This is a genomic window from Pedobacter sp. MR2016-24 (assembly GCF_026239655.1).
Taxonomy (GTDB): Bacteria; Bacteroidota; Bacteroidia; order Sphingobacteriales; family Sphingobacteriaceae; genus Pedobacter.
In genome coordinates, this window is sequence record NZ_JAPIVO010000007.1 from 494,649 (window position 1) to 512,602 (window position 17,954).

Annotated in this window: 8 protein-coding genes; 2 read left to right on the forward strand and 6 right to left on the reverse strand. The window is 43.2% G+C overall.

Features of this window, described 5'->3' with window-relative positions; all coding sequences use genetic code 11:
* Window positions 1-61: 61 nt before the first annotated feature.
* A complete protein-coding gene (locus OQX62_RS20790) occupies window positions 62-2,677 on the reverse strand; it encodes an ABC transporter permease (protein ID WP_265833573.1) in 2,616 nt (871 codons plus the stop codon).
* Entirely contained in the window at window positions 2,655-3,344 is a 690-nt protein-coding gene (locus OQX62_RS20795) for an ABC transporter ATP-binding protein (RefSeq protein WP_265833574.1), read from the reverse strand. The genes OQX62_RS20790 and OQX62_RS20795 overlap by 23 nt, the downstream gene beginning before the upstream one ends.
* A gap of 86 nt (window positions 3,345-3,430) precedes the next feature.
* Here OQX62_RS20795 and OQX62_RS20800 point away from each other — a divergent pair, with 86 nt between their 5' ends.
* Complete coding sequence (locus tag OQX62_RS20800) at window positions 3,431-4,132, forward strand: arylesterase (RefSeq protein ID WP_265833575.1); 702 nt, start codon at window positions 3,431-3,433, stop codon at window positions 4,130-4,132.
* On the opposite strand, the gene OQX62_RS20805 is transcribed toward OQX62_RS20800, so the two are convergent.
* The gene (locus OQX62_RS20805; protein ID WP_265833576.1) at window positions 4,127-5,311 is read right to left on the reverse strand and encodes a serine hydrolase domain-containing protein; all 1,185 of its coding nucleotides are present in this window, start codon (window positions 5,309-5,311) and stop codon (window positions 4,127-4,129) included. The two genes, OQX62_RS20800 and OQX62_RS20805, sit on opposite strands and share 6 nt — an antisense overlap.
* A gap of 114 nt (window positions 5,312-5,425) precedes the next feature.
* On the opposite strand from OQX62_RS20805, the gene OQX62_RS20810 reads away from it, so the two are divergent.
* Window positions 5,426-6,886 carry a serine hydrolase domain-containing protein gene (locus tag OQX62_RS20810; RefSeq protein ID WP_265833578.1) on the forward strand — a complete coding sequence of 487 codons (1,461 nt, stop codon included), beginning with the start codon at window positions 5,426-5,428 and terminating at the stop codon, window positions 6,884-6,886.
* Here the strand turns inward: OQX62_RS20810 and OQX62_RS20815 are convergent.
* From OQX62_RS20815 to OQX62_RS20825, 3 genes are all read right to left on the reverse strand, one after another.
* Window positions 6,858-9,791: a TonB-dependent receptor gene (locus tag OQX62_RS20815; protein ID WP_265833580.1), complete on the reverse strand. Its 2,934-nt coding sequence runs from the start codon at window positions 9,789-9,791 to the stop codon at window positions 6,858-6,860. The genes OQX62_RS20810 and OQX62_RS20815 overlap by 29 nt on opposite strands.
* 197 nt (window positions 9,792-9,988) lie before the next feature.
* Window positions 9,989-10,993, reverse strand: coding sequence for a type IX secretion system membrane protein PorP/SprF (locus OQX62_RS20820; protein WP_265833581.1), 1,005 nt, complete (start codon window positions 10,991-10,993; stop codon window positions 9,989-9,991).
* 27 nt (window positions 10,994-11,020) lie between these two features.
* Window positions 11,021-17,827, reverse strand: coding sequence for a PKD-like domain-containing protein (locus OQX62_RS20825; protein WP_265833582.1), 6,807 nt, complete (start codon window positions 17,825-17,827; stop codon window positions 11,021-11,023).
* Window positions 17,828-17,954 lie beyond the last annotated feature (127 nt).

Sequence of the window (17,954 nt, forward strand, 5' to 3'; positions counted from 1 at the left end):
TTATTTTTTCCATTAATACGCAAACATTGTTCCGAATTTCATGTCCTGAACATAATACCTGCTAACTATCTTTCCTTAAGACTTCTAGCGGCGGGTGACTCAGTGCACCGCGACTGCCAAGCATACCTGTTATGACTACAAATAGTGTAACTCCTGTAAACAAAATCAGTACCGGCAGCACCGGCGGTGTAAATACAGAACCAAAGCTAAACACTGCAAGTGCCCAGCTTCCACCCATAGCCATCAGAATTCCGGCTGCAGCGGACAATACACCAAGAAACAAATATTCAATCGCAGTGATCGCTAAGATCTGAGTGCTTTTAGCTCCGATAGTCCGCAACAACACAATTTCTTTCAATCGCTGATTCTTACTACTTCTTACGGCAGAAATCAGCACAATCCAGCCAGTGATCATACTAAAGGAAGCCATGAATCGAATCACAAAGCTAATTTTACCCAGTAATTCATCCAGCACTTTAAGTAGTAAACCCATATCAATTACTGAAACGTTTGGAAATGCACGCACTACCGTAGCCTGGTATGCTGCAGAAACCCTAGCGTCAGGAACTTTGGTCATCAATACAAAAAACTGGGGCGCTTCTTCTAATACGCCTGAAGGGAAGAGTATTCTGAAGTTTGTTTGTGCTCTTACCCAATCTATCTTCCTCAAACTTCCTACTACAGTAGGTATCAATGTCCCCTGTACATTAAACTGTATTTTGTCACCTACTTTTACATTAATTCTCTCAGCATAACGCTCATCCAAAGACACATAAATTGTTTCGCCAGGTTTTGCCCTGCCTACCCACTTTCCACTCGTTACCTGCTCTGCACCCGTAAGTTCTTCCCTGTAACTTGCACGCAGTTCACTTTTAAAGGCGCGGGCAGACGATTCCCGGGGCTGTTGGTTTTCCTGCTCAGCAGGCTTAGGTTTGGAACTTAAACTATCCTTTAATGCCAGTTGTGCTGCTGTTTTACCATTAATTTCATCAATTCGCATAGTGATCACCGCTACTTCGCTCATCACCGGCAAATGCTGTTTTTTAGTTAACGCATTTACCGCACTGCGCTGGTCGCTCTGAATATCAAAAATCAACATATTCGCTTGTGATTTTCCCGATGACAAACTTACTTTACCAATAAGCAGTCCCTGCACAAAATACAAGGTAGCGATCAGCATGGTAGACAGCCCGATAGCTACAATCAACATTAATGTCTGATTATTTGGCCTGTACAAATTTGAAAAACCCTGGCGCCAGATATATGCCGCCCTTGCAGGGAGTGTTTTCCTGACTAGCCAAAGTAATAATCCTGACAAGCTGTAGAACACCAGCACGGCGATGAGTATGCTGCCGGTAAATGCGGTAGCCTGCATCCAGTTTTCCATCTGGAGATAGGCAAAACCCCACACAAATATAATTATTGCGATATATACCAGCCATTTCAGCGGTGCTGCTGCTGGTTTGGATTCTTCAAAAGATAACCTGATGGCATTTAAAGGTGAGATATTTCTTACGCCTAATAATGAAGGCAAGGCAAAGAGTACGGAGATCAATACACCCGTAATAATCCCCTGTGATATGGCCATCCAGGAAACCTGCATCGTAAATTCAACAGGCAGGAAATCTTTTAGCGCCATAGGCAGGAGAAACTGAATACCTGTACCCAAAACCGCTCCTATTACCGCTCCGATAAATCCGATCACAGTCACCTGAATCAAATAAATAAAAAATGCTTCCCATGCCCTTACGCCCAGACATCTTAAAGTAGATATAGCTGCCAGTTTTTCGCGGATATAAACATGAATTGCACTGCCCACACCGATACATCCCAGCAATAAAGCGACAAATCCCGATAAAGCCAAAAAACGGCTCAGATCCTGAAATGACCTGCCTGTACTTTGTTTTTTAGAAGCAACAGTTTCAAACTCGGCACCCTCTTTCTCCAGTGCAGGTTGTATCGTTCTGATGGTATGCTGAAGAGCCGATTCACTCTTAAATTTATAGTAATAGAAATAATTGATCCTGCTGCCTGCCTGTGCAAGTCCCGTTTCTTTCAGATATTTCATCGGGATATAAACTATCGGAGTGACCAGAGCGGTTACCCCTGTTTGCCCCGGTGCATTATCCAGAAAGCCCGAAATTGCAAAATTAAGATGACCAACCTTGATGGAATCACCTGGTTTTGCGCCAAACTGCAGCATAACCGTTTTATCTACTAATGCATTCCTGCCAGTTTTAAATTCCTTAGCAGCAACCAGGGGTGTAGTTTCGATCTCACCGTAAAACGGATAGTTTCCTTCCAGGGCTTTTACCTGCATCAGGCGACTCCCCTCGCCTTTGATAAAATACAGCATTGAAATAAAGCTGAGTTCCTTTGCGCGTTCATCACCAAGCGTATCCAGCCTGGCCGTCATTGATTTACTCATCTCCTTCCTGCTGACAACAACAAGATCAGCACCAGTCAGATTCTTGGCCTGATTATTAATATCGCGTTGCAGATTGTCCCGAAACGAATAGACAGCCACTAGTGCCGCTATACCTAAAACAATAGATGAGGTGAATAACAATAGCCTGGATCGGTTTTTTCGGCTATCACGCCAGGCCATTTTAAATAACCATAACACAGGTGCGGTTTTTCGGAATACAGGTAAGTCAGGCATAAGTCTTTTGTTCATCAGCTATAATTACACCACCTTTTAAACGGATAATTCTATCCGTACGGGAAGCCAGTTCAAGGTCATGCGTCACAATAATTAAAGTCGTGCCTGCTTCCTTATTCAGGTCAAACAACAGTTTTATCACTTTCTCACTTGTTTCACCATCCAGATTTCCCGTCGGCTCATCAGCAAATAAAATAGCTGGTGTATTTGAAAAAGCCCGCGCGAGCGAAACACGCTGCTGTTCCCCGCCGGATAGTTGTACAGGGTAGTGATCAGCACGGGCGGATAAACCTACCTTATCCAGCAAGTCCATTGCGCGGGGTCGTATATTCTTCTCTCCCCGAAGTTCCAATGGTACCATGATATTTTCTATTGCCGTTAGCGTAGGCAATAACTGAAAGTTTTGGAATATAAATCCTACATGCTGGTTTCTTACTGCAGCACGCTGATCTTCCGAAAGATGATCTAATGTCACATTATTCAATTCTATACTGCCGGAAGTTGCGCTGTCCAGACCTGCACATAAACCCAGAAGCGTAGTTTTTCCACTTCCGGAAGGGCCGGTGATAGCAACTGTTGAGCCTTTCTCAACTGCGAAACTGATATGATCAAGTATGGTTAATGCTGTTCCTGCACTTTCATACCGCTTGGTGACTTCCTTAATTTTTAAAATGCTTTCCAATGTAATGGGTTTAATTGTTGATATTTGAGCTATACAATCAAGATTTGTTACGTTTAAATATAGATCAAAAACACTTTATTCATCATATGACTGCAAATAAGTTACGCAATTTCCTCCTTCCGATAGTAATGACAGGTATGATCGCCAGTTGTAACAATGATCAGAAACAGGTAGCTGACAAAGATTCAGTTACAGTAACAGATTCCACAACAGCAATCAAGCCAGAAAAGAATACTACTGTAAAAAACATTCTGTTTTTTGGCACCAGCTTAACCGCAGGTCTGGGTGTAGATCCCGATCAGGCCTATCCGGCCCTTATCCAGCATAAAATCGACTCGCTTGCTTTACCCTATAAGGTGATTAACGCCGGACTTAGTGGTGAGACCTCCGCAGCTGGTAAAAGCCGTATAGATTGGCTTTTAAAACAGCAGGTAGATATTTTTGTGCTTGAACTAGGTGCCAACGATGGATTGAGAGGCCTGCCGGTAAAGGAAACAGCGGCAAACATCCAGGCGGTAATTGACCGGGTAAGAAACAAATATCCAAAAGCTAAATTGCTGCTCTCAGGGATGCAGATGCCACCCAGTATGGGCGAAAAATATACGTCGGACTTTAAAAATATGTTCCCGGCACTGGCAAAGAAGAATAACATGACGTTCATCCCATTTTTATTAAATGGCGTTGGCGGCGTACCCAAACTCAATCAAAAGGATGGTATCCACCCAACACCGGAAGGACATAAAATATTGGCTGAAAACGTGTGGCAAAAACTGGTGGGCGATTTATAATCCCGTATAGGGAATATAATTCTGCCATTTCCATGGTGTATACTTGTCTGCTATACATAATTCCAGCAGCTCTTTAAAGATCCTTTCGCCGTTATCGCTGTTTGTCATGATCAGTATACCTGTTTTTTGTTTTGGGAATATAATCATGTAATGCTGGAAACCATCACCATGTCCTTCTTTGAACGCTCCCCATCCAAAAGGCGATTTCAATAATCCCCAACCCAGTCCGTAGCTCAGCTGAATACCGTCATTAGCGTTGGTATCCCGTATGGACAGCGGTCCCATTTGTAGCACCGACCGAACCCGGATTTGTGGTTTAAACATGCTATCTGTCGATGCTGCACTGATTACTTTCTTTTGCATTACACCTGCTACAAACAAAGAAAGGTCATTCAGTGTAGTTTCCAGTGTACTGGGAGACCTCGCCTCATTGTCTTTATCTTTTTCATATAATTCCCCGTTCACATGATGACCGAAACTGTAATCCTGCTCAAAAGCAGGTAGAAAAGTATAGGCCGACGATTCCATGCGGAGGGGATTGAAAATCTCCTCATCCATCAATTGCTCTAAAGATTTACCCAGCATCTTTTCTATCACTACCTGCAGATAAACCATACCTTCACCGGAATAACTATACCTGCTGCCAGGTGTCTGCAGTACTTTTAACTGCTGATCCTTCAAATCCCATCTCCAGTTAGGGAAACCAGAAGTGTGGTCTAAGCACATCCTGGCCGTTATTTTTGCGTAAAGCGTATCATTTTTTAAACTACTGAAGTCGTCATGCCATTTCTTCAGGTGCAGATAATCATAAATAGGATGTGGCAAATATTCCTGCAGTGGTTTATCCAGATTAAGTTTTCCCTCCTGAACCAGTTTCATGACCAGCACTGCAAATACAGACTTGCTTAATGAAGCGCCATATATATTGGTGGTTGGTAACAGCGGTATTTTTTTGTCGGCACGGCTATAGCCAAATGTCTTTTTGTACACCACCCTATTTTTATTGAATACAACCAATCCCATCCCCTGTACATTGGCCTTCTGCATTAATTTAGGCAGGTAAGCGTTGAGCGAATCACCGGTAATCGTAGTTCCGTCAATTCTGGTAATCCTTTGACCATACACACTGGCATTTAATGCGAGTGCGAGCAAAACAACAGCATTGAATTTTGAGATCATCCTGGTTTTTATGATAAATAACAAATAGCCCGCTTTTAGATGATCATATTCCGGGTTTGTTACATGGCTAATACTGAAATATTTTAATATATTTAAAGAATAAATTTCATAAGAATGAAGAAGTTAGCTGTTATCCTCTTGTTACTGACTCATATCACTGTAGCTGCACAGGTTAAAACCAATAGTCAGGATAGCCTGGCAGCAGATAAAATCGTGAAACAGCTCATCGGGTTTTATAATAATGATGAATTCTCAGCAATTCACAAAATGCTGTCCGATGAATTCAGACAAAGTACATCTGAAAGCAATACCATCACTTTCTATAGGGCCAATCTAAAAAGTCCTCTTGGTAAAATCAATAACTACCATTACGCAGGTGCCGGCAAGAGAGGTATACTTTTTATGGTCGACTTTGAAAGATCAAAATTATCGCTGGAAATTATGCTCAATACAAGCAACCAGATCAGCGGCATATTATGGCTGCCATTTGAAAATAAAAAGTTAATTCCCGGTCCCAGGGATCCGAAGTCCATTCAAACAAATAACCCGCGTAAAACGTCTCTGCAAATCAAAATCGATGCGGTCGCGATGAACTACCTGAAAGATCCCAATAACAGCAGTCTGAGTATCGGTATCGTCGACAAAGATAAAACTGAGCTTTTCTTCTATGGAGAAACAAAAAAAGGTACTCATGAATTGCCAACCAGCAGCTCGCTTTATGAAATTGCCTCTATCTCTAAAACATTTACGGCAATCCTGCTGGCACGCGCGGTTAATGAGGGTAAAATTAAGCTGAATGACGATATAAGGAAATATCTTCCCGGCGACTTTAACCAGCTGCAGTTTAAAGGAAGTCCTATAAAGATAATTAACCTCAGCAACCACACCTCAGGTTTGCCATCACTACCAGATGACTTTGATAAACAGCAAGGCTTCGATCCAGCCAATCCCTACCTGAACTATCCTAAAGAAGGGATTTATGCATTTCTCAGAAAATTCAAACCAGATACCATCCCTGGATCAGTGTCGGTCTATTCAAATTTGGGCTTTGCCGTGTTAGGAACAATCCTGGAAAATGTATATCAAATGCCATTGGAACAACTTCTCCAAAAGAATATCACCGGCCCGCTTAAGATGTTAAATACGCATTATGAAGTTGCTGCACCTCAAGACAAATTCATGGTTACAGGTTATTCAGATGAAACAGGAAAAGCTGTTTCGTACTGGAATCTGGAAAATTTTAAGGCCGCCGGCGGATTAAAATCTACTGTGAGCGATATGCTGCTTTACCTGAAAGCCAATATCAATGAAATCAATGCAGATTACAGCCTTAGTCACCAGCCCACAGATCACCAGGAGGATTTTAAACGCGGACTTGCCTGGATGATACAGCCTTTAGATAACGATACTGTAGTCTGGCACAATGGCGGAACAGCGGGCTTTCGCAGTTATTGCGGATTTATACCGGGCAAAAAAGCCGGGGTAATTGTATTGAGTAATTCCAGTGCCAGCGTTGATGAGGCCGGGCTGGAATTACTAAGAGATATTATTTATTCAGCAGTCCCTCAAAAGTAACCGCGGCATAATAAAGTGCACCCAGCGTTGGCCCACCGGCATATTGAAGAAACGGCTTATTAAAGATATTCGTTCCTCCAATTTTGATACTTGCGTTTGCCTGAGGAATTCTATAAGTAAACTGTGCATCGAACGTATTGATCGCCTTGACCTCACCCGTAACAAGCGGACTTTCCCATAAGAATGAGTTCTGCCATTTATAAACAGCACTAAATCCAAGGTTTTTTACTATCTCGCGATTACCAAAAGTGAAATTCGTTGCCCATTCCGGTGTATTGAAGCCCGTTACGAAAATATCATTCTGTTCATTGGACTTTATCTTATTATAACTCACATTACCAGCTACTGTAAACTTTTTATAAAAGTTATAGGTAACTCCTAATGCAGAGCCATAGTTTCTGTATTTATTTTTAGCATTGGTATAAACCCTGTAACGGTCCTGTCCCGAATCGCGGTTAGCATCTAACATTGCCAGTACAGCCGCATCAGAACCAACAGTAGCCCCTTTAGGCACGTCGACCTGTACCTGACCAAGAAATCCGGTATAAGTATTTGTATAAGCATCTATGTCAAGGAAAATCGTGTTTTCCAGCAATACACTTTTATATCCCACTTCAAATGAATTGATCTTCTCCGGACTTGCTTTAGGCAAATCTGCTTTTACCAGTAAATCACGGTTTGCCAGAGCAGCAGCATTTCTTTCACTTCCAGCGGCTACAGCTGCATTCACCGCAGAATTGAAGAGCACACCAGATGCACGGGTATAACTATTGTCCAGATAACCCAATCCTTCATTGATGTAGGACAAACTTCCTACCCTTTTCACACGACCATTATTAACGTAAGATAGTGCTTCAAATAAACCCGGGAAACGATATCCCTGCTGATAAGTGACCCTGAAGTTGTTGTGTGTATCCGGAGAATATACCGCAGCAAATCTCGGTGTGAGTTTAGGATCAAATTCCGGATTGTAATCATAACGGGCAGAAGCAAACAACTTCAGCTTTTCTTCAAAAAAGGTCTTTGTCACCTGCGCAAATGCACCTATCTTTTTATAATGGATGTTCTTCCCATAAGATCCATCTTCCAGTGGCTTGCCGCGGTCAGCTATCGCCCTGCTGAAATCAACAAAGCTGTTTCCGTCAGGAATAATCGAATATTGTCTTGCATCTCCACCAACCAGCAGGTCAAAATATTTCACTTGCTTAGATAAGTCCCATTGTCCTTCAATATGGTACATACGACTTTTTTGTATCAATGCCGCACCACCTGTAACAGGTGCATCAGGAATGGCAGACGATTTAATATCCCAGTTATTTACACCAATAATAGTTCTTTTCAAGTCTTCAAAAGCCTGTGTTCCAGGCTCAACGCGACCAGCATCTGCCTGCTGTCTTGCGTATGCGGTAGCAGCAGCCAGGTTAGCGTCCGTCAACGTTCCCCCATTAGCTGTTGCATAAGTATTTAATGCCGTTTTATATTTAGCACCCCAGGCTGTCCCGCTTCCGCCACTGGCCAGATCAAGATTATCTGCCAGAGGTTTCACATTATAGGAATCGCCCGAGTTTTCCAGCGACATATATGCTCTGACCAGGAAGTTACTTCCTTTCAGTTCCAGCTTATGATTCTGAATAATTACATTATCCAGCTGGATCTTGTTTCCGCGTTGAAATACGCCATCCATCTTACCAATCCTGTAATCATAAGAAATCTCAGCAAAGTCGCCGATTCTGTAATGTACCGCTGCATCAAACTTCAGGTTATCTACATTCGGATTTACCAGATCTTTTTCCCAGTAACCTGTTCTTGCAACATTGAGTGTTTGATTAGCCTGTCCATTAATATTTAATCCACTTACAGAAACAGTATTACTCCCTGCAAGCACATCATCGCCATATTTATTCCAACCATCAAACGCCACGTTACTTGCTCCGTTTAAAGCAGCAAAGGAAGGATTTGCACTTTTGAGGTTATTGGGGTTCTGATCAGTGCGCGTATCTGAAAGCCAGTCTGTTCCCCTTAAATAACTTAAGTTCACCTTAAAAGCGAATCTGTTATTGAATGCTTTAGCATAACGTATAGCGGTCTCCGTCAGGTTACTTACGTCGCGTCCTGTACCGCCCACGTGATTAATTCCCGATTTCTGATAAAAACTCAGGCCCTGATAAAGGAAAGGGCTTTTGGTAATCAGGTTAGACATACCATTGATCGCATTCATTCCATATAATGCAGATGCTGCACCTGGTGTAATCTCAATACTCGCAATATCCAGTTCAGTCGGACCGATCGCATTTCCCAGTGGTACCCCTAATGTTGCCGCCTGCATATCTATACCATCCACCAGTTGCATAAACCTGTAGTTACTCGGGATATTGAATCCTCTGGTATTGGGAATTTTAAAAGTTAAACTCGCTGTTGTCATTTGCACACCTTTAACATTTTCCAATGCATCGTAAAAGCTTGGTGCCGGCGATTCGCGAATTGCCCTAATATCTAATTTTTCAATCGCCACAGGGGATTTAAGAATGTTTTCCGGAACCCTGGAGGCTGTGATGACTACTTCATTACCAATTATGGTTTGGGTTACCAAAGCGATATTTAACTGCAGCCCGGATTCTTTCACATCAAACTCCTGGGTTTTGAAACCTATACTGGTGAAGACCAGTTTAAATGGAAATTTAAGTTTAGATCTTAATTTGAACTGACCATTCTGATCTGTTGTCGTACCCGCAATTGTACCTTTGATCAACACACTTACGCCCGCAAGCGGCACTTTCGCATCCTGATCAATAACTTTCCCTGTAACTTCAATTAGCTGATTTTCCTGCGCTTTCAGTGTGGCAGCATGCATGAGCAGCAAAGAAAAAATAAAAGGCAATAAATTTTTAGTGTAGAATGTTTTCATATTTTGTTTGACATTTGAATGATTGAAGATGAATGCTTACTCTTAAAAAGCACAGCAATAGCAGAAATCTACTTCATAAACTGGTCGGAGTACCCACTTGATGGATAATAAAGAGAGAGATGATTCGGCACAAAGCATAATGTCTATAGATTTAGTAGGCAAACATAGACTATGACATCCGCATTACAAAATATATTTTAGAAAACTCTGGGACAAATCGAAGCTTTTGGTGCCTTTCCGAAAGCTATGCCAACAGTAATTTCATGTGTACCATTCTGGTAACCATTTAGTTTTGAAGTCGCATAATCATAGGAATATCCTATTCTGAAGCGTTCATTCACATAAAACTGAGCTATTCCTATGATAGCAGACTGGCTGCTGACATCTGTATTCTGGTATTCTTTTTTTAGTAATTTCAGACTCGTACGATATCCTGCTCCAAGCCATATCCGGTCACTAAAAATACCCATCACATTAAAATCGGCATTAGTGGGACCTTTAAAATCTTCCCGGATCATCATACTCGGCCGGATCCGCAGATCAGGAGAAACATTAATCAGTGACCCTGCTATAAAATAAAGGTGGCGTGTACGGACAATATTATCATCCATACCGGATGTTCTTCTGTAATCATCAGCAGATTTGGTGTCGGACAGCAGATCCAGGGCGGAAAGGCCAATATACCAATAAGGTGTAGTATAGAAGATTCCAACCCGGAAATCCGGAGATATCCTGCTGCTGTTGCCTACCGGAACTGATTGATCGCCGCCGTCAACCGTAGTCAGCGCACCGCCATCCAGACTATACTGTGCGGCCCCTACCCCCAGTCCGAAGCTGAGCCTCCGCGTATCAGCACCATCAAGCTGCAAACGAAAAGCATAATTTAAAGTCGCCGAATTAGAAGACTGCGCCCCTAACTTATCAGATGTGAGCTGAAAACCTACACCATGTTTAGTATCCTGAGGATCCAGAATTCCGTCTATAGAGATCTGAGCGGTTTTAGGTGCCCCCTTTAACCCTGCCCACTGGTTGCGCAGCGCCGATTGTACAAACCATTCTTCCTTGTATCCCGCATAGGCAGGATTCACACTAAGAGTATTAAAAATATACTGAGAAAACTGAATGTTTTGCTGCGCAATAACCTGCCCCGTGAACGGAGAAACCAAGCAGATCAGCAAAAGCACCTTATAAAAACATTTCATTCTTTTCCTCTTTAAATAAGCTATAGCTTATCTTTTAATCAAGATCCAGCCTTTTTTACTGACTTGATTATCACCCTTTTTGAATATAATTAAATAGTAATAAGTTCCTTCACTTAATCCGGATCCATCCCACTCATCATTGTAATTGTTGTTCCTGTATACCTCATTACCCCAGCGGTTAAAGATCAATACATCAGTTGTGTCGAAGCTTTCTCTTCCAATGATTTTAAATGTATCATTTTTACCGTCGCCATTTGGCGTAAAGGTATTAGGTATAAACACAGGTATTGGCGTTACAGTGATATTAACCAATGCTTTGTTACTTATTTTACCTTTCAGGTCTGTAATGGTGTACATAAAATCGTCCTGTCCGGAGAAACCTTTATTAGGTGTATAAGTCACAGTTCCATCCGGATGAGCAATAAGCTGGCCATTTGAGGGCTGACGTGTAATAATAATACTTCCTTTATCCAGGCCGTTAAATGATGGCATGTCATTCTCTGAAATAATAAACGTTGTGGGTTGATTGATCATAGTTTCAGCCCTGTCATTTACAGCCTGCGGAACATCATCAATAATAAGCTCAGTAGGTATATCATTATTTTCCTGTGTACCAGAAACATCTGTCACCAGATCACCGGCGGGTGTCTTAGCAGTAACAGTCGCTGTGTTTACCACACGCCCGTCGCGTTTTTCCTGATCCGTTACCATATACGTTGCAGTTCCGGTAATGGTTTCCCCCACTGCAATTACATTTTTGCTCAAACTTATTTCCCCTGGAATCTTAATATCTTTCAGATCCAGTTCAGCTAATTTTACTTTTCCCGTATTCTTAATTTTGAAGGTGTAGACAATAGCAGAAAAATCACGGCTCATTATTCCCGTTTTAACAAGTGTAACAGCACCTGTTGTAACGATATTTACAGTCGCACTCGCAGAAAGTACCGTTGGATGTTCAGTAGTATTTATAGTCGCCGTATTGATAATATTACCTGTAGCAGCTGTTGGTTTTCCATTGTTATCAATATCTTCCTGCTTAACAATATATGTACCTGTATAAACCCATGATTCATTTGCCTCAAGGATATTGTTGCCATTATCTCCTGAAACAGGTCTTGACAGTACCCCACCTAAGAAGGGATCTGTAACTGTTACCCCAGTATGATTTGCTGAAGCAGTATTTTTCACAGTAATTGTATATTTAATCAGATCACCAGCCTGCGAAACAGTATTTACATCAGCAGTTTTTGTCAGCGTTAGTCCACTGCAAACAGGTACAGCTACCGTAATTGTAAATGGTGCGCCCGGGCAGCCCCCTGATAAAGAGACTGGGGTAACAGTATATATTACCTGCTGCACAACATGACTCGTATTTACCAGAACCGCAGTAATTGCATTTCCAGATCCGCTATTAATTCCAAGCACGTTTTGATTAGCCGCAACAGTCCAGCTAAATGATGCCGGCACAGCATTTCCTCCTTTTGATATCGTATTTACATTATCCTGCAGCTGATAATTAAGCATGTTATTTGCACAGGTCAAATTGCTTACGATGTCATTAAAACCAATAGGATTCGGATAAATAACTATTTTTCCTTGAATAGAAGCTGTTTGGCATGCTGCAATGGTAGTTACAGTATAATTAAATGTGCCTGAAACTTTAGGCGTACCATTGATCGTGAACAGACCATCTTTGTATAAACCAGTGAGCCCTTCAGGTAAACCAGTTACAACAGCGCCCGAAGCATTAGCTGTTTGATAACTGATCTGTTTGATAGCAGTATTGACACAAACTTTCTGATTATCTGTGCCATTAGCAGATGACAGAATGATAGTCGAGTTGGGAGTAACTTTAATCACACCAGTCAGGTTTGCTATTGCGCATCCGCCCTGTGTTGAAACGATATAGTTAAAGCTGCCAGATTGAACCGAACCCCCAGTAATTGTAAATTCCATAGTTGCCGGATTATACACACCACTTAATCCATCCGGCAGACCTGTTACTGTTGCCCCTGTTGCATTTGAAACCTTGTATACTATAGCTGTAACCGAAGAGTTAATACATACTGTCTGAGCAGCAGTCGCAACAGCAGATTGGAGTGCAATTTCGGCATTGGGATTGACTTTAATAGTCCCGTTTAGTGTCGCCGACGCACAACCGCCAGTTGTTGTAACCGTATAATTGAATGTTCCTGCTACCGTTGGTGTTCCGCTGATCGTAAATATCCCGGCATCATATTTCCCTGTTAGTCCGGCAGGCAGTCCTGTCACTGTCGCACCAGTTGCGTTAGTAACCCTATAAGTAATTGCTGTAACTGGTGTATTGACACATATTGTCTGCTCAGCAGTTTCAATAACCGATGTGAGTGCAATAGTTGCATTCGGATTTACAGTTATCGTAAATGACTTCATCTCTCCTCCACAACCATTTGAAGGCGTGATTACTATTGTTGCGGTTATTGGAACTGCTGTTTTATTTATAGCCCTGAATGCTGCAATTTCTGGCCCTGTACCGCTAGCTGCCAATCCTATTTCAGGACGAGTATTTGTCCACCTGTAAATAGTTCCTGACACCGTCCCTGAGAACGTAACCTTTGCTGTCAGGTTATTATCACATAGTTCCTGATCCAGAGGCTTGCCAACATCAGCCGTCGGATTAACAGTGATCGTAAATGTTTTTGATATGCCCGGACAACCTGTTGCAATCGGAGTAACAGTAATAGTTGCGGTAATAGGAACATTAGTTGTGTTTACAGCTTTAAAAGCACCGATATTCCCTGTACCTGAAGCAGCTAATCCAATAATTGGCGTATCATTTATCCAGTTGAATGTAGTACCTGCTACTTCTTTACCCGCAACCTGTGTAAAAATAACCGATGTAGTGGTCACATCATTACACACCTCAAAAGAAGCAGGCTTCTCCACCGTTGGCGTCGGATTAACAGTGATCGTAAATGTTTTCGCATCACCCGGACAAGCAGTTGCTGCAGGAATTACGGTAATGGTAGCGATGATTGGTGAATTGGTCTGGTTGATCGCTTTGAAACCAGCAATATTTCCGGTCCCCGATCCTCCAAGACCGATTCCCGGCTTGTCATTTGTCCAGCTGAAGGTAGTACCCGTCACCTCTTTACCTGCAACCTGCGCAAAGGTAACCGGCGGAGTCATCGCATCATTACACACTTCAAATGAAGCAGGTGCCGTCACTGTTGGTGTAGGGTTAACTGTAATCGTAAATGTTTTTGCAGTACCAGGGCATCCTGTTGATGTAGGGATAACGGTAATTGTAGCGATAATTGGAGCATTGGTCAGGTTGATCGCCTTGAAACCTGAAATATTTCCGGTACCTGATCCTGCCAGGCCCATTCCAGGGTTATCATTTGTCCAGCTGAAGGTTGTACCCGCTACCTCTTTACCTGCAACCTGCGCAAAGGTAACCGGCGGAGTCATCACATCATTACACACTTCAACAGCAGCAGGAACCGCTACGGTTGGCGTCGGGTTTACCGTGATCGTAAATGTTTTTGCATCACCCGGGCATCCTGTCGCTGTTGGAATAACAGTAATTGTCGCAATAATTGGTGCATTGGTCGTATTGATCGCTTTAAAATCCGCAATATTTCCAGTGCCTGATCCGGCAAGGCCAATACCTGGTTTGTCATTCGTCCAGCTAAATGTTGTTCCATTGACTTCTTTACCTGCAACCTGTGTAAAAATAACCGATGTAGTGCTCGCATCATTACACACTTCAACAGCAGCAGGAACCGCCACAGTCGGCGTTGGATTTACTGTGATCGTAAATGTTTTCGCATCACCCGGGCATCCTGTCGCTGTCGGAATAACAGTAATTGTCGCAATAATCGGTGCATTGGTCGTATTGATCGCTTTAAAGTCCGCAATATTTCCAGTGCCTGATCCCGCAAGGCCAATACCTGGTTTGTCATTCGTCCAGCTAAATGTAGTTCCATTGACTTCTTTACCTGCAATCTGTGTAAAAATAATTGGTGTAGTCATGGCATCATTACAAACTGCAAAAGAAGAAGGTACCGCCACAGTCGGCGTTGGATTTACTGTGATCGTAAAGGTTTTGGGAGCGCCCGGGCATCCTGTCGCTGTTGGAATAACAGTAATTGTCGCAATAATCGGTGCATTGGTCGTATTGATCGCTTTAAAGTCCGCAATATTTCCAGTGCCTGATCCCGTAAGGCCAATACCAGGTTTGTCATTTGTCCAGCTAAATGTAGTTCCATTGACTTCTTTACCGGCAATCTGTGTAAAAATAATTGGTGTAGTCATGGCATCATTACAAACTGCAAAAGAAGCAGGTACCGCCACAGTCGGCGTTGGATTTACTGTGATCGTAAAGGTTTTAGGAGCGCCCGGGCATCCTGTCGCTGTTGGAATAACAGTAATTGTCGCAATAATTGGTGCATTGGTCGTATTGATCGCTTTAAAGTCCGCAATATTTCCAGTGCCTGATCCCGCAAGGCCAATACCTGGTTTGTCATTCGTCCAGCTGAAAGTTGTACCTGCCACCTCCTTACCTGCAACCTGCGCAAAGGTAACCGGTATAGTCATCGCGTCATTACACACTTCAAATGAAACAGGCAATGCTACCGTCGGCGTTGGGTTAACCGTGATCGTAAATGTTTTTGCATCACCCGGGCATCCTGTCGCTGTTGGAATAACAGTAATCGTCGCAATAATTGGTGCATTGGTCGTATTGATCGCTTTAAAAGCCGCAATATTTCCAGTGCCTGATCCCGCAAGGCCAATACCAGGTTTATCATTTGTCCAGCTGAAGGTTGTACCTGTCACCTCCTTACCTGCAACCTGCGTAAAAGTTACCGGCATTGTGTTGGCATCATCACATACCTCCATTGAAGTTGGTTTCACAACTGTTGGCGTTGGATTTACTGTAATCGTAAATGTTTGGGAAGCACCCGGGCAGCCCGTCGCTATCGGGCTAACGGTGATGGTAGCAATAATCGGAGCATTGGTCAGGTTAATTGCTTTAAAGTCCGCAATATTTCCAGTACCTGATCCCGCAAGACCGATACCAGGCTTGTCATTTGTCCAGCTGAAGGTTGTACCCGCTACCTCTTTACCTGCAACTTGTGTAAAGGTAACCGGTGCAGTGGTTACATCATTACACACTTCAAAAGAAGCCGGTAACACTACTGTCGGGGTTGGGTTAACCGTGATCGTAAATGTTTTTGCATCGCCCGGGCATCCTGTCGCTGTCGGAATTACAGTAATTGTCGCAATAATCGGTGCATTGGTCAGGTTGATCGCATTAAATCCTGAAATATTTCCGGCACCAGATCCCGCAAGACCAATTCCGGGCTTGTCGTTCGTCCAGCTAAATGTAGTTCCATTGACTTCTTTACCTGCAATCTGTGTAAAAATAACCGGTGTAGTCATGGCATCATTACAACCTGCAAAAGAAGAAGGTACCGCCACAGTTGGCGTTGGATTTACTGTGATCGTAAATGTTTTAGGCGCACCCGGGCATCCTGCCGCAGTAGGGATAACGGTAATCGTAGCGATAATTGGTGCATTGGTCAGGTTGATCGCTTTAAAAGCCGCAATACTTCCAGTGCCTGATCCCGCAAGGCCTATACCAGGTTTGTCATTTGTCCAGCTAAATGTAGTTCCATTGACTTCTTTACCGGCAATCTGTGTAAAAATAACCGGTGTAGTCATGGCATCATTACAAACTGCAAAAGAAGAAGGTACCGCCACAGTCGGCGTTGGGTTAACAGTGATCGTAAATGTTTTCGCTTCACCCGGGCAACCTGTTGCTATTGGAGTGACGGTAATCGTGGCAATAATTGGTGCATTGGACAGGTTGATCGCTGTGAAACCTGCAATGTTTCCGGTACCTGATCCGGCCAAACCAATTCCAGGCTTGTCATTTGTCCAAGTGAAGGTTGTCCCCGTCACCTCTTTACCTGCAACCTGCATAAAGGTAACCGGTGTAGTCGTTCCATCATTACACACTTCGAAAGAAACGGGTGCCGCTACGGTTGGCGTTGGGTTCACCGTGATCGTAAATGTTTTTGCATCACCGGGGCAGCCCGTCGCTATCGGGCTAACATTGATGGTAGCAATAATTGGTGCATTGGTCAGGTTAATTGCCTTAAAAGCCGCAATATTTCCAGTACCCGACCCGGCAAGACCTATACCAGGCTTGTCATTTGTCCAGCTAAATGTAGTTCCATTAACTACTTTACCTGCAACTTGCGTAAAGGTAACCGGTGCAGTGGTTACATCATTACACACTTCAAAAGAAGCCGGTAACACTACTGTCGGGGTTGGGTTAACCGTGATCGTAAATGTTTTTGCATCACCCGGGCATCCTGTCGCTGTCGGAATTACAGTAATTGTCGCAATAATCGGTGCATTGGTCAGGTTGATCGCATTAAATCCTGAAATATTTCCGGTACCTGATCCGGCAAGGCCAATACCTGGGGTGTCATTTGTCCAGCTGAAGGTAGTCCCCGTCACCTCTTTACCTGCAACTTGTGCAAAAATAATTGGTGCGGTGGTCACGTCATTACACACTTCAAAAGATGAAGGCACAGCTACCGTTGCCGTTGGATTCACCGTGATGGTGAAGGTTTTAGGAGCACCCGGACATGCAGTCGCAGTAGGAGTAACAGTAATCGTAGCGATGATAGGTGCATTGGTCAGATTAATCGCTTTAAAAGCCGCTATATTTCCTGTGCCTGACCCTGCAAGACCGATACCGGGATTATCATTTGTCCAGCTGAATGTAGTTCCATTGACCTCTTTACCTACAATCTGGGTAAAGATTATCGGTGTGGTCATCGCGTCATTACACACTTCAAATGAAGCAGGCAACGCTACTGTTGGCGTCGGGTTTACCGTGATCGTAAATGTTTTCGCTTCACCCGGGCATCCTGTCGCAGTAGGGATAACGGTGATCGTTGCGATA